Here is a 20,144-nt window from a genome sequence, read left to right as displayed (position 1 = left end):
TGAACGTCTATTAAATGTTCTTTCGGCAAATGTGTTCACCCTAATGGAATCAGTATTTTGAATGTATACTTTTAAGAGTAACACTGAAAAAGGATGGAAGTCAATTTGAGGAGTATACTGATATTTTTTTGGACTGCCCATTTTATAGGGTTCGGAGTATTTTAGTTGTTTAATGAATAATAGCAATAAAAACTTCTGGAACTTGATATAACGAAAATAGTAATATTTTTCTAAACTAGTGTTATTGATGGATATTTATTAGATGAATTAATTCATTGTGAATTTATTATGCTTTAGCAGGATTGGGGAAACCACCATGAAGAAAGTTTTAGCTATATTGAAAAAGGTACTGCCTTTAAGGTCAAGGTTGATTACTATGGCAATTATGATAGCCGTTTTTTACTGCATGTTCTTGTTCGCAGACCTGGAGAATGAAAAGGCAGACAGAGAGCGTCATAACGAGCGATCAGTGAATTTTGAAGAGATGAGCGATCAAGAGTCTGAAGAAAATCCAGCAGGTTCTTTGGTGAACTATTGTAAAGATAGCGCTAACGAAAGACGTTCCTCCAGTTGGTTTGGTATTGAAGAAAACGAAATGGAACCTAGCGAATACACGGTCGAATGCATTGAACACTTGGAATAGCAGCATTATGAATCACCCGGAATTTTGAAATTCAGGATTCACATCAAGGACATCCGGGACGTCAGGCTTATCGGAACAAGATGCGATTTGGGAAAACGTAATGACATTGCGGAACATTACCAGGAGGTCACATCCAAAGATTTTCTGGTTGGCTTAATGGAATGCACGGAGAATAATAATTGGTTTGGAAAATAAGGACTTCACTGAAATGATTGGTGACGAACCGGGTACACAGCGGGGGAGGCCCTATTTGTTGCATCATTGACATTAGCCTGTTTGGATCTTAACCAAACAGGTTTTTAGATGAAAGGAAATCCAAAGGAAAAAATGGAATAGAATATAATGAAGAATGAAGGAAAATTTTTCACCCCCATATCTTTTTCTCTTTCTGAAACGTTTATAGGATAGAGGGTGTTGAAGGAGTGAGAAAAATGATAAACAAGTTAAGGGAAGATATTTCTGAAGAAAAGGATAACGGTGCGATTTTGCGTGAAGTCTATCCTGAATTGATTAGGTTTTGCCGATTCCTGACCCAAAATAATTGGGATGGGGATGATTTGGCACAGGAAACGATATTGAAGGCAATGCAGGGCTATGGGAAGAAAACGGAGATAACAACAGCTTTATTGAAGACAATAGCCCGAAATTCCTGGATTGATACGATACGAAAAAGGAAAAAAGAATCCTTAGACGATCTGTTGGATACCGAACAGCAGGGGTCAGTTGGGGAAAATGTCTTTGAAACGGTTGAATATATAATAAAATCCCTTACCCCGAAACAAGCTGTAGTGTTCATATTAAAGGAAGGATTCCTCTATCGGTCAAAAGAAATCTCAGATTACTTGAACACCACGGAAACGGCTGTAAAGGCCATCTTGAACCGTGTGAAAAAGCGTTTTGACAATGACGTTGAAGAGCGTAGGTTGTCTTGCGTGGAAGATTGGCAGGATGAGGAGGAACAGAGGCTCATGTCCCTGATGACACAGGCTTTAAAAGCCCAAAATCCTGATATCCTCATTAGAAGCATCCCATCTTTCAAATCCCTGAACAGTGAATCGATGATTCCTAAACTGATGAATCGTTCGATTCTTTCCAAATCAAGCTTCACTCCTTCAAACACACTCTCAATGGCTGCATAGCCAATTATATTGTTAGGAGGAAGAAGAGATATGACCACCATTCCATATGTAATTGAGCAATCAAGCAAGGGTGAGCGCTCGTACGATATTTATTCCAGACTTCTAAAAGACCGTATCATCATGATTGGGGAAGAGATCACCGATCATTTAGCCAATAGCGTGGTTGCCCAATTGTTATTCTTGGCAGCTGATGCACCTGATAAAGAAATTACCATCTTCATAAACAGTCCAGGGGGATCGACCAGTGCCGGTTTCGCCATTTATGATACGATGCAATATATTAAGCCTGATGTCCGGACTGTATGTACGGGGATGGCTGCATCATTCGGTGCCATGCTTTTATTGGCAGGTACGAAAGGGAAAAGGTGCGCTTTGCCAAATAGTGAAATCATGCTTCATCAACCGCTTGGTGGGGCGAGGGGGCAAGCCACGGAGATTGAAATTTCTGCCCGAAGGATTTTGAAGCTAAAGGATCATATCAATCAAATCATCTCGGAAAGGACCGGTCAGTCTATCGAAAAGGTGGCGAAGGACACAGATCGTGATTATTTCTTAAGCGCAAATGAGGCGAAGGATTACGGTATAATCGATGAAATAATCGTTCAGGCTAATTAATCCTGATAAAAACGCCATGTAAGCTCAAAATAATCTGGACGAAAACGAAAGGAAACTGCCGATATCATATCGGCAGTTTCTTTTTACCCTCTTACATTACTCCATATATTTATCCACAAAACCCCATATCTTGTTCCAATACTATTTTGGATCCACTACCTCAGCTTCACAATGCCCGGCACCCGGTATTATCAATTTTTCTTGAAGTGACGTATGAATCTTCTTGAAAAAATAGAATGGTACCTTGGGTAATTATCGATATCTGAAACTGTATTTCTTATTGAAGGGCTGAGAAGGTTGGATGTCTTCCTTTTCTGGATAGTCCATCCATTTAATATGTTAAAATAAATATTATCTGACATTATCAATATCTTGGAGGAAGTTTTTATGAAGAAAACGCAAAAGGTTTTACTTATTAGTGGAATCACTGCTGTTGCATTATTCGGGGTGGGGGTTGCTTCCTTTAAAATCATGGAGAACTCCAATGAGTACGAAAAAGCTCAACTGGTAATTGAAGCCAGGGAAGCCAAAGAACAAATTGAAAGAGAAAGAGAAGATGAAAAAATCGAAGCCCAAAGGGAAGCGAAAGCGAAAGCTGCGGAACTTGAAGCGAAAACAGCGATATATGATGGGATCGAATTTGAAACAGGACTTGATGAAGGCTCAACCGAAACGGAAGTGATGGACGTCATGCATAAAATGACTCATCAAAAGGTTCGCTCGCAAGATAAATGGGGAGCTATACCGATGTCCCCTAAGATTATTGAAGAAGTTTATAAAATAGTGGATTCAAGTGATTTTCAGCATAGAGATAGATTGCTGGCCATCGCTGGCCGGTGGCGATACTTTGATTTTAGCATGATCGTTCAGGACCATAACTTCTTTTGGGAAGACAAAGAAGGCACCGTTGGAAAAGCCCATGGAACATTAAGTCGGGCAGAAGAGGTTGAATTCATTGAAGTTAATTTTAAATGAGGGGAAAGTACTGAAAATGCCAAAGGGCGGGTGGCAAGACCTGTTCAAAAAGAAAACACTCAAACCTCCTGCAATAAGGCCAGTTCCTCAGGAGGTTTGAGTATTTTCGAACCTTTCACTCGATACAGGTGTTTATTTTTTAATAATTAGTCTGCTGGACTCGTTCTCCTTGTTTACGGGAACGTCTTTTCCGACAGTGACCCTGCGAACGACTCGGTGCTGGTCCCCGTAATCGGCAATAGCGTAATGCTGCGTGGCTAGGTTATCCCAAATGACCACGTCCCCTTCACTCCATTGCCAACGCACGGTATTTTCTAAGCGCGTGACGTATGAATCGAAGATACTTAATAATCTTTCGGATTCGCTTGTTGTATATCCTTCCACTCTACCAGCAAAGCCACCTAATAACAAATGCCTTTTTCCGGTTTCTGCGTGCACGTGAACGACTGGGTGCCTTGTTTTATAAATGGTTGATTCGAATATATCACGATATTTCTTTTTAACCTCATCATCGATGTTTTCAGTTGGTTTGAATTGAGCATAATCATATTCATTTGTATGGATCGCCCATAGTCCGTCAGCTAATTTCTTCAATCCATCCGGCAGGTCCTCATATGCTTCATTCGTATTTGCCCAGACTGTATCTCCGCCAACGTCAGGGATGGTTACACCTCTTAAAATGGAGTATTTTGGAACTTCTGGAACGAAAGTGACATCAGTATGCCAATGGTTTGCTTTTGCACCCCTTTCCGAATCAAGTTCGAAAATATAGTTAGTATTGTCTTTGACCGGTACTGTAGGATGTGCATAAGGCTCACCCAATAGTTTGGCAAATGCTTCTTGGCTGGCATCGTCCAAATGATTTTGTCCTTTGAAGAATACGACTTTATGATCGTATAATGCTTGTTTGATTTCATTGAAAATAGCTAAATCCAAGTCTCCGCTTAATCGGACTCCTTGAATTTCCGCTCCAATCCTTCCTGCTACCGGTACGACTTTTAATTGTTGTGTTTTAGTTTCCGTCATAATCAATCTCCTCCTGTAAGGTATGTTTTTTTATTTTTTAAAGGCTTCATCAATGTATTCATTGTGGATCTGATTTTTAAAATTAAATGATTTCTTGATAAAACCCACACCAGCTAAAGTATCGATGGATTCTTGTTGTGCTTTGATGGCATCTTCGGTAAAGAAGATATTTGGTTCTTCGGCCGTTATTATTGTCTTGACCGTACCCACAGGCAATTTAGTTTCTTTGGAATAAATTTCAGATGCTTCATCTGGATTTTCAATTTGCCAGTCGGCAGCTTTTTTATAAACCTTTAAATAGGCCTCAACAATTTCAGGATGCTCTTCGGCAAAGCCCTTACGTGCAATGATTGCACCAGGAGCCAATATTTTTCCTTTTACTTTAAGTGCGACAGCATTCCCTTTTTCAATATTATTAAGGTAATAAGGGTTCCATATCGCCCAGGCGTCCAATTGTTTGGTTTCAAAAGCTGCTTGAGCATCATCCGGTTGTAAATTGATGAGTTTAATGTCATCAGTCGTTAAACCATGGGCTTTCAAAGCCTTGATTAAATACACATGACCCGTTGTCCCCGAGGCAACCCCCACCGTTTTTCCTTTTAAGTCTTCAATCTTCTTTATGTTACCTTCTGCTTGAGCCAGAATCCGGACAGATGACTCACCCCGACCTGTTTGTGCAATCACTTCGAATGGCAGATTCTTATCAATGCCGGCAATCAGTGCACCATCCCCTAAAAAAGACAGGTCAACCCGATTGGAAGCAAGGGATTCCAAAAGCGGAGGACCACTCTGGAATTCACTCCACTCGATTTGGGCATTCAGTTTAGAAAACTCTTCGTTGAACAATCCCTTTTCCTTTGCAACGACCAATGGTCCCATCTTGCCATTTAAGGCAATATGAACTTTCAGTGGATCACTTTTCCCGGAAGCTTTGCCGGCATCGGAATTACAGCCTGCCAATACAGCGATGCTAATGATGGCAAGTAGTACTGCGGTTAACCTGTTACGATATTCCTTCATGAATTCCCTCCTTTTTTAATACACTTACCACATCTGGATAGTCAGATTAATGACAAAAAAGAGATTCAACGAAGAGTATGCCGGGGTTACTCTTCATTGAATCTCCGGTAGTCCAGTTGATTCACTTGACCTTTATTTAATTGGCTCCAGTGTAAAGCGGATTTGTGTATGAATGCATCTTAACAGCTGTTAGAATTATCTGTCAATTACTTTTTACGATTAATCCGATAAAATAAATTGGTATTAGGTGTTGATTATAAATAATCGATAAGTTAATATAAAATGAAATATTGAATCGACTAGTTAACTAGAGATTCAGCAAAGGGACAATTTGTGCCTTATTGCTGGATCTCTATTTTTTTATTTGAGAAAGGGTGAGGATATTGGTTGCGACATTAGAAATTAATCAAGTAAGCAAAACATTTAAGAATGAGAATGAAAGTGTCCATGTTTTGGATAATTTAAATTTGACCGTCAACAATGGTGAATTCGTCACCATCATTGGTCCGAGCGGCTGCGGGAAAAGCACATTATTAAAGTTGATCGCAGGACTTGATTCAGACTTTGACGGCGCGATCATGGCAGGGGATCATCCGGTTAGCGGCCCTTCTAAAGACCGTGGTTTCATTTTTCAGGAGCATCGCTTATTTCCTTGGCTAAACGTGGAGAAGAATATTGCAGGTAACCTTCCATTAAAGAAACCGGACATTCGAAAAAGGGTGGATGATTTGATTTCACTTGTTAAACTAAAAGGATTTGAAAAGGCGTATCCACGCCAATTATCCGGTGGAATGTCGCAGCGTGTTGCCATTGCCAGGGCTTTATTACGTAATCCGGAAGTATTATTGCTGGATGAGCCATTCGGTGCATTGGATGCATTCACGCGAACGCATCTTCAAGAGGCTTTACTAGAAATATGGGAGAGGAATAAGACAACGATGGTGCTTGTCACCCATGATATAGATGAATCCATCTTTTTATCGAGGAAAGTGGTCGTCATGGATGCAAAGCCTGGACGGATTAAAGCTATCGTTCCAATTGATTTGCCATATCCAAGAACTCGAACAAGCAAAGCGTTTCAGGAATTCAGGTCCGTCATATTAACCCAACTTGATCATCATTCAGTAGAAGTGGAAGATTGGAGCATTTAAATAAAATTTTGAAAAAAGGAAGGATGAAAATTATGTCTACACAGACCGTTGCTCAAAACAAGCCGCTTGTCATAAGGGAAACGACAAAGCAATCCAAACTCGCCAAATCGGCATTGCGGGGTTCGGTCCTTCCCTTTGTCGTGTTGATTGCATGGCAAACATTAGGATCGGTTGGCATCCTGCCTGCCCAATTATTCTCATCACCTTTATTGATCGTCAGGACTTTCATTGATCTCGTTCAGTCGGGGGAAATGGGCATCCATTTACAAATCAGTTTAACGCGGGCTCTTCTAGGCTTTGCATTAGGTGGTTTTTTAGGATTATTGTTTGGAGTCATCGTTGGCATGCAAAAAAAATCCGAGGAATTTTTAAACCCAAGCATTCAAATGTTACGAACAGTCCCTTTACTTGCGATTACCCCTTTATTCATTATGTGGTTCGGATTTGGTGAACTGTCTAAAGTGCTGCTTATTGCTTTAGGTGCTTTTTTTCCTTTATATTTACAAACTTTTTTGGGCCTTCGGAATGTGGATAAAAAACTGTACGATGTTGCCCTAATCTTGGAGTTTAGCCGTCGGGAACAAATAACGAAGCTCATGATTCCGGCAGCTTTACCAAACATATTACTTGGTATCCGTTTAGCCTTAAGTGCGGCTTGGATGTGCCTGGTCGTCGCTGAATTGCTGGGTGCGGATAGAGGGGTGGGCTTCATGATCCAGGATGCCCGTTCATTCATGCAAACGGACGTCGTATTCGTAGGCATCATCATTTTTGCCCTCGCTGGTAAAATCTCCGACTCGTTTGTCCGCTTTTTAGAGAATCATTTGCTGAAATGGCAAGATAGTTTTAAAGCCTAATTGAAAAAGGATGACCGCCCGGTGATGGGTGGTCATCTTTTTCTTATTATGTTATGGATATATGTTTAATCTATTTCTTTATATAAGGGCAAATAAATGGTGAACGATGTTCCTTTGTTCACTTCGCTCTGTACCACGATTTTCCCTTTGTATTTTTGAACGATGGAATAACAAACGGTCAGGCCGATACCGGTTCCCCTATCTTTTAGTGAATAAAATGGGGTACCTAGTATTCCAAGCTGTTCTTTTGAGAGGCCAATTCCTGTATCCGTTATTCGTACTTTTGCCATAGTGCGTTCCTGCTCTGTTTCCACCTTAATGAATCCGGGTTTGTTCATTGACTCAATTCCATTTTTCATGATATTGACCAGTATCTGTTTAAGCTCGATAGGATTCATGTTAATGTGCAGGTCGTCACGGAAATCCAGGAGAAAGCCTATGTTGCGATTATTGGCGAAACTGGTTAAGAGTTCGGAAATCTTTTGGATTTCATAATTTAAAGGAATGACCTGTACATTATCCGTTTGCGGTTTTGCCAAAGACAAATAGTCATTGATTATCACTTGTGTATATTCAAGTTCTGTAAGCATGGTCTGTACATAAAATTTTTCCGTTTCATTCAGTTCCTTCTCTTGATCTAATAACTGGGCAAACCCTTTCACGACTGTAATCGGATTACGTATCTCATGTGCAATGGTGGCAGCTAGCTGTCCGACTGAGTTCAATTGCTTAGCCTGCTGTATTTCCTTATGAAATGCATTAGTGGATTCCATCCTATTATTGGTTCCTATGAATACGAATACCAATATGATTTGTATGGCGATGAAATTAAGCGTGTTGCCGAAACTATCCAAAGCGACATATTCATAAGTGTATTGAAGATCCGTTTTTGAAATGATCAAGATGGAAGCGGGACCTAATATGATATTTAAAGCAGCGACAACATAAAACCCGATTTTATCAAAGAGAAAAATGGGAAACAAGGGTGCTATAGCAAATAAAGCCAGCATGATTGCAGTATCTGGGAATATCCAGAATTTGCTATATGAATAAACAGTAATTAAGAAAATGAATAGGGTCTTATAAAAATTGACTTCTGTTTTTAAGAAAAATAACAGAGAAATTATCATCCCCGATATTAAAATGACCTGTAATGTCATCTCGTAGGGATTATCTTTCCAACTTATAGGTGATACAGAAATCCCAACTAATAGTAAAAAGGATATCATTGCCATGAATGCCTTCAGTATAAATCGGTGTTTGTTTTGATAATATTGATAATTTTTTAACATAATTCCCCTTAGGATTAATATTCTGTTTGTTTAATAGTAATATGATACTAGTTTTTTGTAAATCAGAAAAGATAGATTTTGTCACTAAATAGTCACTCTGCCTATACTTTAGAAAGGGCATGGTTCGGGTGGAGTTTAGTAGCGGGAAGGGGAGGTCAGGGAGTTGAGGTAAACAGTCCCTCCAGGCCCTCTTGGTATGTCAACATTGGTACATCTCATCTAATATCTGGAATTTATCGTCTCTAAGTTTGGTTTAATATGGATATGGAAGGCTTAAAGTGTCAATGAAACGGTTAAATAACGGAGTAGTAAGGAGTTGTGTAATGAGAAAGGTTTAGAAATATTTAGTTATGTTCATTTGGGCGACTGTTCTTTTCTACTATTTCAATATGTACATCCCAAAAAACTTTTTATATTTTCTTATTGGATTACCAGTATCCATGTTTAGCACATTTTTCATTTATGATTTTAAAAAAAAGAGGATTTTAACGGGTTTTTAATCATTTAAGCTGTCATCCGAATTTTGAATTAGGTACAACAAACTACATGAATGCCCTGTGTTTGATAGGTTATTTTAACCATTTTAACTAATATATTATTTCTTTACATTATATTTGCTGTAAGTTCACATTCCCCTTCTAAAATGATGGTAATAGTAGGAGGGAGAGAGGGAAAATGAAAACGAATATAAAGAAATTCGGTTTTTGTATGATGAGTGCGGCTTTTATATTGCAGGCTACTTCCATCGGGGCCCTAGCTGCAAATGGAAATCATTCCAATTCATCTATTTATGAGAAGAAAATCGTGAATATCGCACATAGGGGAGCTTCTGGTTATGCACCTGAACATACCATTCCCGCTTATCAATTGGGAGAACAAATGAAAGGCGACTACATAGAAATCGATCTTCAAATGACCAAGGATGGAAGATTGATAGCAATGCATGATGAAAAGGTGGATCGTACAACGAATGGTACTGGGCTTGTGAAGGATTTAACGCTGGCAGAAATCAAGAAACTGGATGCCGGTACATGGTTCAATGAAAAATATCCGCAATTGGCAAAAGAGGTATATGAAGGGTTAACGGTTCCCACTCTTGAAGAAGTCTTTAAGAAGTTCGGAAAGCAGGCCAATTACTATATCGAAACAAAGTCCCCTGAAGTATATCCTGGAATGGAAGAGGAACTTCTGCAGGTTCTGGAAGAATATAAAATGGTAGATTCAAAAGGCCGTACCAAGAATGTATTAATTCAATCGTTCAGTAAAGAAAGCCTTATGAAGGTTCATGACATGAATCCAAAGTTACCGCTTGTGCAACTTTTTTCTTATAAGAACCCAGCAACCATTTCCGATGAAGAACTGGAGTCCATTAAGGAATATGCAATTGGCGTTGGCCCGAACTTCAATAAGGTAGACGGACAATATGTGAAGATGGTTCGCGACCATGACCTCCAATTCCATCCATATACAGTAAATGAAAGAGCGGATATGAAAAAGGCTCTTGAATGGGGTGCAACGGGGCTGTTTACGAATTATCCCGATGTATTCAACGAGGTACTAAGTGAGTATAAGCACAATAATAAAGTTCCTAAATAAATGGTTTCATAGGTGAGTCCCGGTTTTCCGGGGCTTTTTTTGTCATCCAGGTGCGGCATGATGAAGAGATTCTTGGGGAATTAGATGTTCATAGGCTTAGTAGTCTTTTTTGACGGGTATATCAAATGTATTAAGAATATTTTAGGAGGTTGAATATGAAGGCTGTAACTTTTCAAGGAGCAAAAGATATACAGGTAAAACAAGTTGAAGATCCGAAATTTCAGCAAAAGGATGATATCATCGTCCGAGTGACTTCAACGGCTATTTGCGGGTCCGACCTTCATATATATCAGGGTGCTTTGCCGACGCATAAAGATTATGTCATTGGCCATGAACCGATGGGCATCGTCGAAGAAGTGGGTCCGGAAGTAACAAAGGTGAAAAAAGGGGACAGGGTTGTCCTGCCTTTCAACATTTCTTGTGGGCACTGTTATTATTGTGAACATGATATGGAGAGTCAATGTGATAATTCCAACCCCAATGAAGCGGTGGATACAGGCGGGTACTTTGGTTTTACAGAACGATATGGGAACTATCCAGGCGGGCAGGCAGAATATTTAAGGGTACCATATGGAAACTTCATGCCGTTTGTCATCCCGGAGTCATGTGAACTTGAAGATGAAGCGCTTTTGTTCATGTCCGATGTGCTGCCAACCGCATATTGGAGTGTAGAGAACGCTGGCGTCAAGAAAGATGATACGGTAGCGGTATTGGGCTGTGGGCCGATTGGCTTGATGGCTCAGAAGTTCGCTTGGATGAAAGGAGCAAAAAGGGTCATTGCCATTGACAATCTTCCTTATAGACTCAATAAGGCTAAACAGATGAATAAGGTTGAGGCGTATAACTTCGATGAATATAACGATATGGGCAGCTACATTAAGGAAATCACTTCAGGCGGGGCAGATGTGGTCATAGATTGTGTGGGAATGGATGGCAAGAAATCAACGATAGAGGCGATTGAGCAAAAGCTGAAACTTCAGGGTGGAACGTTAAGTGCGATCGAGATTGCACTTAACGCCGTACGTAAATTCGGCACGATTCAACTCACTGGTGTATACGGATCCAAATATAATATGTTCCCATTAGGCAATTTATTTGAGCGGAATATTAATCTGAAAATGGGACAAGCACCGGTCATTCACTACATGCCCAAGCTTTTTGATAAGATCACGGCTGGAGAGTTCGACCCCACGGAAATCATATCCCATAAAGTCCCTCTAGAAAAAGCGAGTGAGGCTTATCAAATCTTTAACGATCACGAAGATGAATGTATTAAAGTGGTGCTAAAGCCATAATGTGAAGCTTATAAAAGTCCAATGCCTTGAGCTGCATTGGATTTTTTAGTTGAATTCATAAATAGATTAAAGTTAATGGTGTATTATCGATAAACGTATAAATGAGGTATGAAATATGAATGATAATTATCAGGATTCGTGGCTTTCGTATCAACGAATCCCGAAATATGACGATTGACCCTTCAGTGTTGAAGTAGCGTATGAATTGAAAAAAGAGTTGCTATAAAAATAAGATGCAAGTGAACTTGAATAAGGGTTTTTGGTAATGAAAAGTACTATTTATATTATATAATGATACTGTCAAAAGGAGGACGTACAGATGGTATATAATTCGGCAACAGAACTTTGTGAAGGGTTTGGGTATCCGCCCGTTCACGTTAAATTGACGATAGAGATCGTCGATAAGAGATTGGGACCTGTAAAGGCGGAAGCAGAGATTGCCATCAAGCCTGTTAAGTCAAAGGAATATCTGGAAGTATTGGTTGAAGAATTGGAATCGGATCATATCTTTGCTGATGAAAATGGCAGTATCTATGGCAGCTTCGGCATCGATCAAAGCATCCAGATATATGATGAAGTCCTGACTACCATTCCGTTCGATGAGTTGATCGGAAATGAAAATTGGAAAGAGACAGTTAAGGAATCCATCACTGCGGATAAGCTGAGGGAACAACTGGGGAAATCTCTCAATGATTATCAATTCAGTGATTTGAGCGGAAAATATAAATTCAGGAAAAGATGTACGATAACAGAACTACAATTCATAGATTAAACGATAAATGGAGAATGCGAAATGCGTTCTCTTTTTTCGAAGCTATCAGAATTAACGCTGGATCTTTAAGAATTTTTAAACATATACACAATGTCAAGGAGAGTTCAGTAAGGGTTTAATGGTTTCAACATACTTTTTTTGATAGTTTTACATAGGGTAATATATTGATAAGGGCTTTTTACAAGAAAAAGAAACGTATATTTTAAAAGATAAAAAGGAGAAGATATGAAAATTGGTTTGGTACGGCATTTTAAGGTGGCACATGAATTTCCTACTGGGAGATATGTGACGGCGGATGATATGAAGCAATGGTTTGAGGACTATGATGCAGCCGATATTATTTATGGAACGACTTTATTTGGCGTGGAGGAATGGCAGGAATGTTATTGCAGTGATATGTCGAGAGCTGTCAAGACAGCGGAACATATTTATCCAGGTACGGTTCATCGGATGGAGGAGCTGCGGGAAATACCTTCCCCGCCTCTTAAAGGAAGGGTAAAGCTGCCATTCATCCTTTGGGCCATCTGGATTCGCTGCTGCTCGGTGTTCAACAAGCAAACAAGGGCGGAAATTAAGATCGCAGAGCGTAGGATCAATAAAGTATTGGATGAAGTCTTTGCAAAGGGGGAAAGGGATGTTCTGATCGTGAGTCATGCCGCCCTCATGGTATATATAAGGAAAGAGCTGATCCGACGGGGGTTCACCGGTCCAAAATTCAAGATTGCCAGTAATGGAAAGCTGTATGTATTTGAAAGATGATAAGTGGATTAGGGTTTCCCAATAGAAAAGGTAAGTCATTTTCCGAATAGTTATTCTTTTTTTATCGGTTGTGGTTTATTATTGTAATAGTGTAATTTTTACGAATTCAATAATAGGGAAAGAGGGGTGGACATTTTGCTGAAGGCAGTTTTTTTTGATTTAGATGATACATTACTATGGGATCAGAAAAGTGTAAAAGAGGCTTTTGTGGCCACATGTGAAGTGGCCAAGGAGAAATATGATCTGAATGTCGACGAGTTTGAAGAAGCTGTGCGAAAGGAAGCGCGTGAGCTTTATTCTTCTTACGATACATATGCATTCACACAAATGATCGGAATCAACCCATTTGAGGGGCTATGGGGAAATTTTCAGGATGATCATGATGAATTCCGGAAGATGGCCGGGATTGCACCGGCTTATCGGAAAGAAGCGTGGACGAGAGGGTTATTGGCATTAGGGATCGATGACCCGGAATTTGGGATTGAACTGGCAGAACGTTTCCCTGCGGAGAGACGCAAAAAGCCATTTATCTATGAAGAAACATTCCGTGTTCTGGATGAATTAAAAGGGATGTATAAATTGCTATTGCTTACGAACGGATCTCCTGAGCTGCAAAATACCAAACTTGAAATTACTCCTGAACTGGTTCCTTATTTCGACCAAATCGTGATATCAGGTGCATTTGGAAGAGGTAAACCGGATGCCTCCATTTTTGAGCATGCTTTGGAAATCATGGAGCTTGATAAGGATGAAGTATTGATGGTCGGCGATAATTTAATGACCGATATCCTTGGAGCATCACGAGTAGGTATAAAGTCGGTTTGGATAAATCGCCATGATAAGGAACGGAATGAAGTGATTCCAACCTATGAAATCAAGCATTTAGAGGAGCTTTACCCAATCCTTGAGAGCCTGGGGAATTAATTAACAATCCTCTCCAAACAACAAATTTTGGAGAGTTGTAATGAAAATATTAGGTCTTTCAAATTATTTACAGAATGAAAAGGGTGATATATAGTTACCCTGTAATCAATTAAATTATTCAGACTAGGGGTGTCCAATAAAAGTTGGGCTGAGAGAGAAGCGCTTAATCTTCTTAACCCTCAGGACCTGATCTGGTTCATACCAGCGTGGGGAAGTTAGAATCTACTAAACAATGACTTTTCAATTGGTCATTTCTGTAGTCATACTAACGTTAGCCAGGTCTTAAATATGAGATCTGGCTTTTTCGTGCGAAATGGATTGGATTTTGTCCTTTTTAAATGAACTTAAAAAGGAGAAATGAAATCATGATGAGTAATTCTGTAAATGACATGAACGTTTCAATTATGTCCAGTTTTGCCGGGAGTAAAAAAGTGTATGTTGAGGGATCTAGACCCGATATTAAAGTACCTATGCGTGAAATTAAGCTAAGTCCGACTACAGGGTCATTCGGCGAAGAGGAAAATCCGCCTTTGCGAGTTTATGACACAAGCGGTTTTTATACGGATTCAGATTATCCCATTGATATTCGTAAAGGTCTTGCCCCGATTAGACGAAACTGGGTTCTGGAACGGGAGGATGTTGAAGAGTATGATGGCCGTGAAATAAAGCCTGAAGATAACGGGTATAAAAAAGTTGAGTCACAATCCAACGCCGAAATTTTTCCGGGATTGAAAAGAAAACCATTACGTGCAGTGAAAGGGCAAAACGTAACCCAGCTCCATTATGCCCGTAAAGGTATCATTACTCCAGAAATGGAGTTCATTTCGATCAGGGAAAATGTAGCCCCTGAGTTTGTAAGAGAAGAGGTAGCTAGCGGGCGGGCTATCATTCCGGCAAATATTAACCATCCTGAAAGTGAGCCAATGATCATCGGACGTAATTTTCATGTGAAAATAAATGCAAATATTGGGAATTCCGCTGTTAGTTCATCGATTGAAGCTGAAGTGGAGAAAATGACTTGGGCTACACGTTGGGGTGCAGACAACATAATGGATCTTTCCACAGGAAAGAATATTCACACGACCAGGGAATGGATTATCAGGAATTCACCTGTGCCAGTTGGGACGGTTCCGATATATCAAGCATTGGAAAAAGTGAATGGAGTCGCGGAAGATTTAAATTGGGAAGTTTTCCGGGATACATTAATCGAGCAGGCTGAGCAAGGTGTCGATTACTTCACCATACACGCCGGTGTGCTTTTGCGATACATTCCCATGACAGCAAAGCGAGTTACGGGAATCGTTTCCCGAGGGGGCTCCATCATGGCACAATGGTGCTTGGCGCACCACCAAGAAAGTTTTCTCTATACTCACTTTGAAGAGATTTGTGAAATAATGAAGGCGTATGATGTCTCTTTCTCTTTAGGTGACGGCCTCCGTCCGGGCTCCATTGCAGATGCAAACGATGAGGCTCAATTTGCTGAATTGGAAACACTTGGGGAACTGACGAAGATTGCTTGGAAGCACGATGTTCAAGTCATGGTGGAGGGACCCGGTCACGTACCGATGCATTTGATTAAAGAAAATATGGATAAGCAGCTGGAGGTCTGTCAAGAAGCACCATTCTATACCCTGGGACCATTGACAACGGATATAGCTCCTGGATACGATCATATCACTTCTGCGATTGGTGCTGCCATGATTGGATGGTTTGGAACGGCCATGCTTTGTTATGTGACACCGAAAGAGCATCTGGGACTTCCGAATAAAGAGGATGTTCGTGTAGGGGTCATTACTTATAAAATTGCAGCCCACGCAGCTGATCTTGCTAAAGGCCATCCCCAGGCACGAAAACGGGATGATGCCCTTTCGAAGGCTAGATTCGAATTTCGTTGGAGAGATCAATTCAATCTTTCCCTCGATCCTGAAAGGGCAGTTGAATATCACGATGAAACACTTCCGGCAGAGGGTGCCAAAACAGCCCATTTCTGTTCAATGTGCGGACCAAAATTCTGTAGTATGAGGATTTCTCAAGACATCCGTGATTTGGCGAAGGAAAAGGGTCTGGGTTTTGAGTCGGTAATCGATGAAGGTCTTAAAGAAAAAGCGAATGAATTTAGGAAAACGGACGGCGAAATCTATCTATGATTCCGACGAGAGGGAGAATTCGATGAATCGGGTAATCCAAATAAAAGTTGAAATGAAACAGTTGGAAACTCAATTGGAACAGCTGAAAAGGGAACTGAACATTTTTCGAGAGAATTGTAATCATGAATTTGTAAAAACTGATTATAGTCAACAATGCACAAAGTGCCACTTAATCGAAAGTCTGCAATGGTAATGATTCCTTAATCGTCCTTTCATTATCGGAATTAATCCCTTAATCATGTTGGGCATCCAATCACGATGTCAACATGATTAGGGGATATTTCATTATATTTACATACTTGTTTTATTAATATGAAGAGGAGGAGGGACAAGCCAGCCTTTTTCCTTATTCAATCTTAGGAAGTCAGCACCCAATGCAGCTTTATTCGTATGGAATTGTGCGAACATCTGTGCAATATCTTCTCGGATGCATTGACCCATGATTTGGCTGCAAGCAACTAATCCTGCATTAATATCGATTGATACTGAAGCAGAGATTTCAGGATCTTGAAGACGTGCCCCGACTGGAATATCCTCCAAATTAGCTTTAGGCCTTTCAGGTGGTGATGGAGGCAGTCCTACGTTATTTTCTTTTAATAATGATTCAAGTTGGTCATGTTCCTGTTTCCCTTGATTGATCACTTCAACAAGTAATTTATGCAGGTCCTTGTCGCCAGTATGATTAAGCATAGTTTGATGACTGGCAATCAGCCCTTTTGTAGTTGTTAGAAATGCCCATGTTCCAAACACCTCTCCGTAATGCATAGGCTCTTCTTTCGGATTTCCGCTTAAAATTCCCATAACCATCCTCCTTGAAATTCACTATTTAACGCATTTAAGTTACCCTGAATTCATCCAAGTATGCATCAAAGATGTTTGAATGTTAGAGGGCTTTTAATGCTTAACCTTTTATTCCTTGTAGCCATTCTTGATAACATTCATCACAGAGCATTTCATTTCTATCCGTGTCAGTAACTTGAAACGTTACGACATGGATTTTTTTTTCTTCCGTGTCATCACTACAATAGAAGCATTGATGTGTCATTGGAAATCCTCCCAAACATATAAAGTGTTTATAGTTTAAAACGCCACGTTTTTTTTATACAGAAAACATGATGTAGCAGCTTATTGGTCTTCTTGGAAGAGTTTAGATTGAATAATCCAGTTGGGGTTTAACATACTAAACTTGTTCGCATCATTGATAAAACGAGGAGGGAAATACAATGCAAAACCAATATCAACAAGGTCAAGTACACCAGAACATGCAGACGGGTGCCATTCCCCCACAAATGAATCACGGTGGTCACGAAGTATTCGATGTACATGAAGTGTTGTCGGGAACGATTGGTACTTTAAACACGTATACTCTTTTGCGTCAGCATATCCAGGATCAGGAATTACTTGATATTCTGGATCGTCAATATCAGTTCATCCAAGATGAATATAATATTTCACTGGAGTGCTTCCAATCGGGCCAGGATCCTTCTAAACGGACTCAGAGCTACAAAATGAATCAAGGTAACGATTTTATATATGGATTGACACCAACTCAGCCAAAGAAACCTTTGCAATCCGTATCGGAAATTACGGATGAATGCATTTCAGGTTTGATGCTTGGAGCTGTTAAGTCTGCAGCATCCATGAAAGCGATGGCAGCGCTTGAAATAACGAATCCGGTGGTTCGCCGCGTATTTGCAGATTCCGTTCCGAACTGCATTGAAATGGCATATGAGATTTCGATATATCAAAACAAACATCATTACTATCAAGTTCCGCAGCTTGCACAGCAGGATATGCAGCAAATGTTGAATTCATATGCTCCCGCACAAGGAAATAACAACAACATGAGTCATTAAAAGCATTTGTCAAGTACAGAAAGAAGGGATAGGACTATTTGTCCTATCCCTTCTTTCTTACTGTTTCATCTGATTTATATCTTGGATGCATTCCTGGACGAGGGTTACAGCCTGACTCATGGCGGCTCCTCCGCCGAATGCTGCGGTCACACCAATTGCTTCAAGAATTTCCTGTTCGGAACAGCCTTGATCAAGACATCCTTTTGTATGGTAGATAATACAGTATTCATCTTGTGAATATAAGCTTATTCCTAATGCAATAAGCTGTTTTTCTTTCTGGGATAATTGACCTTCTTTAAAGCACTCTTCCGTAAACGAATTGAATTTCTCTGCGAGAACAGGCATTTTATGCGTAAAGGCACCGATTCCAGCTTTATAATCACGAAGAGCATTTTCAGTAGAATTGTTAGCTTCAAATTCCATTTTCCATTCAGCTCCATCCTAAATTTTTTTTTTCATCAAAAATTAGTATGAGCTAAATGTTGGACGATTAAACAGAAACATAGGAGTTTAACTAAGTAATATGTAACCGTCCTTCCTACAAGGCAAGTGATTCCTTGGGCCGGGTGGCTTTGAACCATTGATAGCAAAGGATGCAAATAAGTGCAACGTCAATGGCATCACCGGCATAGTACATTAACATTCCTCCATTTTCCGCTTGTTCCTTTGTGACTCCGCTTGGAGGATGGGCAAAAATATACTTAGAAAGGATATCATGGCCGGCCAGTGAAATTGTAAATACGACAGCACGAAACATGAAGCTGAATCTGTGGGGCGTCGGGTCCATATAAATCATAGACGCAGTGAATAGATAGCCCGCTATGAACACGTGAAAATGCACTAATGCATGTAGAAGGGCATTATGATGCATCAACCCATATAACTCAGTCGTATAAAGTATCCAAAGCCCCCCAATATTAAGCACAGAGGCAGTGATTGGATTGCTTATAATGCGCAGCGGCCAACTTTTCAACACCTTTGAAAGGCGTCTTGCTGATTGTACATCAAGTGTTCGCAGTGCAAGAGTAATAGGTGCAGCAAACACTAGTAGGATGGGTGCAATCATTCCAAGCAGTAAATGACCAACCATATGCGCCGTGAAGTCCATATGCGCGCGATTGGCTATGGGACCTATAATTGCAGAGGCTGCACAGATGGTGCCAAGAATCAAAAAGAGCGTACGGAATAAGGGCCATTTTTTATAGCGGCGGTTCGAAATTACGGCAGCTGCGATATAAATCACTATCACAAGCGCCAAAAGAATCAATAAAATCGGTTCAAAACCAGCCCCATTATCATGAATATGACCATTACTGTGCATTGCTGGTATCTTCTTTCATTTTAAGTAAGCTGCGCCTTGTTTGAATGACGAGGATAATGCCGATCAGTATCATGATTGTGGCTGCAATGTTCCAAATCAAGTCGTATGGGAGAATATCGACATTGTAACGGATTTGATGGAGGCGCATGAGCTTGTGCTGGATGATTCCGTCATATAACTGGAAAGAACCTGCCCCGAGCAAAACTCCCCCTATCCACCTTTTCAGCCATAATCCCTTTCGACGGCGAAGGTCAGCGAACATGAATAACGACCCGACCGTTGCGAACCAGCTTAGGGCATGAAATAAACCATCCGAGACCAGCCCAATATTGGATGTGGACTTGTCATAGAAATGGTGCCAATGCAATAGTTGATGAAAGATGGCCTCATCGATGAATGCCACCAATCCGATCCCGAATAGACAACCGGACCATAGATTACGAGAGGAATAAGTATAACGTAATTGTGAAATAGATTGATCTTTTTGATTTCGGGGCTTGAAATCCATTTTCCATCCTCCTTTTTAATCTTCCTATATATGGTTATTTCTACTTTACCCTGTATTGTAAAGTTATAGACAGGTAAATGGACCTTTTATAAATCTTATTTATTGAGCGATTCATAGCCCAAAGATAATCCTTGGCTTTTTAGTTCAGTAATCATTGTTAATGGTATGTAAATTTTTTCTAATTATTGTTCATTATAACTGGATTCAGGTTTCAAGCATGGACAGGCGGGTAATAAAAAACCGTACAT

21 protein-coding genes and 1 riboswitch are annotated in these 20,144 nt (G+C 40.2%); of the genes, 13 read left to right on the top strand and 8 right to left on the bottom strand.

Going from position 1 to position 20,144, the window contains the following annotated elements; genetic code table 11:
• Nucleotides 1–316: 316 nt before the first annotated feature.
• The 4 genes from ACIQZD_RS06725 to ACIQZD_RS06710 all read left to right on the top strand — a co-directional run bounded on the left by ACIQZD_RS06725 (nt 317) and on the right by ACIQZD_RS06710 (nt 3,372).
• A complete protein-coding gene (locus ACIQZD_RS06725) occupies nt 317–643 on the top strand; it encodes a hypothetical protein (protein WP_402899789.1) in 327 nt (108 codons plus the stop codon).
• Between the two features lie 431 nt (nt 644–1,074).
• Nucleotides 1,075–1,782: a sigma-70 family RNA polymerase sigma factor gene (locus ACIQZD_RS06720; RefSeq protein WP_402899787.1), complete on the top strand. Its 708-nt coding sequence runs from the start codon at nt 1,075–1,077 to the stop codon at nt 1,780–1,782.
• A gap of 30 nt (nt 1,783–1,812) precedes the next feature.
• The gene (gene clpP / locus ACIQZD_RS06715; protein WP_402899785.1) at nt 1,813–2,397 is read left to right on the top strand and encodes an ATP-dependent Clp endopeptidase proteolytic subunit ClpP; all 585 of its coding nucleotides are present in this window, start codon (nt 1,813–1,815) and stop codon (nt 2,395–2,397) included.
• Between the two features lie 387 nt (nt 2,398–2,784).
• Entirely contained in the window at nt 2,785–3,372 is a 588-nt protein-coding gene (locus ACIQZD_RS06710) for a DUF6241 domain-containing protein (protein WP_402899782.1), read from the top strand.
• A 132-nt stretch (nt 3,373–3,504) separates the two neighbouring features.
• Here the strand turns inward: ACIQZD_RS06710 and ACIQZD_RS06705 are convergent, their stop codons facing one another.
• Together ACIQZD_RS06705 and ACIQZD_RS06700 are read right to left on the bottom strand one after the other, a co-directional pair.
• Complete coding sequence (locus tag ACIQZD_RS06705) at nt 3,505–4,398, bottom strand: TauD/TfdA dioxygenase family protein (RefSeq protein ID WP_402899779.1); 894 nt, start codon at nt 4,396–4,398, stop codon at nt 3,505–3,507.
• 30 nt (nt 4,399–4,428) lie between these two features.
• Nucleotides 4,429–5,418 carry an ABC transporter substrate-binding protein gene (locus ACIQZD_RS06700; protein ID WP_402899776.1) on the bottom strand — a complete coding sequence of 330 codons (990 nt, stop codon included), beginning with the start codon at nt 5,416–5,418 and terminating at the stop codon, nt 4,429–4,431.
• A 380-nt stretch (nt 5,419–5,798) separates the two neighbouring features.
• Between ACIQZD_RS06700 and ACIQZD_RS06695 the strand changes: the two genes are divergently transcribed.
• Both ACIQZD_RS06695 and ACIQZD_RS06690 read left to right on the top strand, forming a co-directional pair.
• Nucleotides 5,799–6,569: an ABC transporter ATP-binding protein gene (locus tag ACIQZD_RS06695; RefSeq protein WP_137019912.1), complete on the top strand. Its 771-nt coding sequence runs from the start codon at nt 5,799–5,801 to the stop codon at nt 6,567–6,569.
• A 23-nt stretch (nt 6,570–6,592) separates the two neighbouring features.
• Nucleotides 6,593–7,426, top strand: a complete 834-nt coding sequence (locus ACIQZD_RS06690) for an ABC transporter permease (RefSeq protein ID WP_402899773.1) — start codon at nt 6,593–6,595, stop codon at nt 7,424–7,426.
• A gap of 65 nt (nt 7,427–7,491) precedes the next feature.
• On the opposite strand, the gene ACIQZD_RS06685 is transcribed toward ACIQZD_RS06690, so the two are convergent.
• Nucleotides 7,492–8,718 (bottom strand): ATP-binding protein, encoded by a 1,227-nt coding sequence (locus ACIQZD_RS06685; protein ID WP_402899770.1) that lies wholly within the window; start codon nt 8,716–8,718, stop codon nt 7,492–7,494.
• Nucleotides 8,719–9,393: 675 nt separating this feature from the next.
• On the opposite strand from ACIQZD_RS06685, the gene ACIQZD_RS06680 reads away from it, so the two are divergent.
• The 6 genes from ACIQZD_RS06680 to thiC all read left to right on the top strand — a co-directional run bounded on the left by ACIQZD_RS06680 (nt 9,394) and on the right by thiC (nt 16,211).
• Nucleotides 9,394–10,314 carry a glycerophosphodiester phosphodiesterase gene (locus ACIQZD_RS06680; protein ID WP_402899767.1) on the top strand — a complete coding sequence of 307 codons (921 nt, stop codon included), beginning with the start codon at nt 9,394–9,396 and terminating at the stop codon, nt 10,312–10,314.
• 155 nt (nt 10,315–10,469) lie between these two features.
• Nucleotides 10,470–11,609: a zinc-dependent alcohol dehydrogenase gene (locus ACIQZD_RS06675; protein WP_402899764.1), complete on the top strand. Its 1,140-nt coding sequence runs from the start codon at nt 10,470–10,472 to the stop codon at nt 11,607–11,609.
• Nucleotides 11,610–11,928: 319 nt separating this feature from the next.
• Nucleotides 11,929–12,381: a hypothetical protein gene (locus ACIQZD_RS06670; RefSeq protein WP_402899762.1), complete on the top strand. Its 453-nt coding sequence runs from the start codon at nt 11,929–11,931 to the stop codon at nt 12,379–12,381.
• 225 nt (nt 12,382–12,606) lie between these two features.
• On the top strand, nt 12,607–13,140 hold the full coding sequence (locus tag ACIQZD_RS06665; RefSeq protein ID WP_402899760.1) for a histidine phosphatase family protein: 534 nt from the start codon (nt 12,607–12,609) through the stop codon (nt 13,138–13,140).
• 135 nt (nt 13,141–13,275) lie between these two features.
• A complete protein-coding gene (locus ACIQZD_RS06660) occupies nt 13,276–14,064 on the top strand; it encodes an HAD family hydrolase (RefSeq protein WP_402899757.1) in 789 nt (262 codons plus the stop codon).
• 115 nt (nt 14,065–14,179) lie between these two features.
• A riboswitch (TPP riboswitch) is annotated at nt 14,180–14,294 on the top strand.
• Between the two features lie 135 nt (nt 14,295–14,429).
• Nucleotides 14,430–16,211: a phosphomethylpyrimidine synthase ThiC gene (thiC, locus tag ACIQZD_RS06655; RefSeq protein ID WP_402899754.1), complete on the top strand. Its 1,782-nt coding sequence runs from the start codon at nt 14,430–14,432 to the stop codon at nt 16,209–16,211.
• Nucleotides 16,212–16,502: 291 nt separating this feature from the next.
• Here the strand turns inward: thiC and ACIQZD_RS06650 are convergent, their stop codons facing one another.
• Nucleotides 16,503–17,012 (bottom strand): DUF3231 family protein, encoded by a 510-nt coding sequence (locus ACIQZD_RS06650; protein ID WP_402899751.1) that lies wholly within the window; start codon nt 17,010–17,012, stop codon nt 16,503–16,505.
• A 100-nt stretch (nt 17,013–17,112) separates the two neighbouring features.
• Nucleotides 17,113–17,256, bottom strand: coding sequence for a hypothetical protein (locus tag ACIQZD_RS06645; protein WP_241593859.1), 144 nt, complete (start codon nt 17,254–17,256; stop codon nt 17,113–17,115).
• A 178-nt stretch (nt 17,257–17,434) separates the two neighbouring features.
• Between ACIQZD_RS06645 and ACIQZD_RS06640 the strand changes: the two genes are divergently transcribed.
• Nucleotides 17,435–18,067: a spore coat protein gene (locus ACIQZD_RS06640; protein WP_133352230.1), complete on the top strand. Its 633-nt coding sequence runs from the start codon at nt 17,435–17,437 to the stop codon at nt 18,065–18,067.
• 57 nt (nt 18,068–18,124) lie between these two features.
• On the opposite strand, the gene ACIQZD_RS06635 is transcribed toward ACIQZD_RS06640, so the two are convergent.
• The 3 genes from ACIQZD_RS06635 to ACIQZD_RS06625 all read right to left on the bottom strand — a co-directional run bounded on the left by ACIQZD_RS06635 (nt 18,125) and on the right by ACIQZD_RS06625 (nt 19,896).
• A complete protein-coding gene (locus ACIQZD_RS06635) occupies nt 18,125–18,490 on the bottom strand; it encodes a carboxymuconolactone decarboxylase family protein (RefSeq protein WP_101223416.1) in 366 nt (121 codons plus the stop codon).
• Between the two features lie 115 nt (nt 18,491–18,605).
• Nucleotides 18,606–19,388: a cytochrome c oxidase assembly protein gene (locus ACIQZD_RS06630; RefSeq protein WP_402899742.1), complete on the bottom strand. Its 783-nt coding sequence runs from the start codon at nt 19,386–19,388 to the stop codon at nt 18,606–18,608.
• Nucleotides 19,378–19,896 (bottom strand): DUF2243 domain-containing protein, encoded by a 519-nt coding sequence (locus tag ACIQZD_RS06625; RefSeq protein ID WP_402899739.1) that lies wholly within the window; start codon nt 19,894–19,896, stop codon nt 19,378–19,380. Before ACIQZD_RS06625 ends, ACIQZD_RS06630 begins: the two co-directional genes overlap by 11 nt.
• Nucleotides 19,897–20,144: the final 248 nt, after the last annotated feature.

It is taken from the genome of Peribacillus sp. NPDC096447, assembly GCF_044762725.1.
GTDB lineage: Bacteria > Bacillota > Bacilli > Bacillales > DSM-1321 > Peribacillus.
The sequence above is the reverse complement of the archived record's forward strand: the minus strand, read 5'-3'. Positions and strand labels throughout refer to the sequence as shown.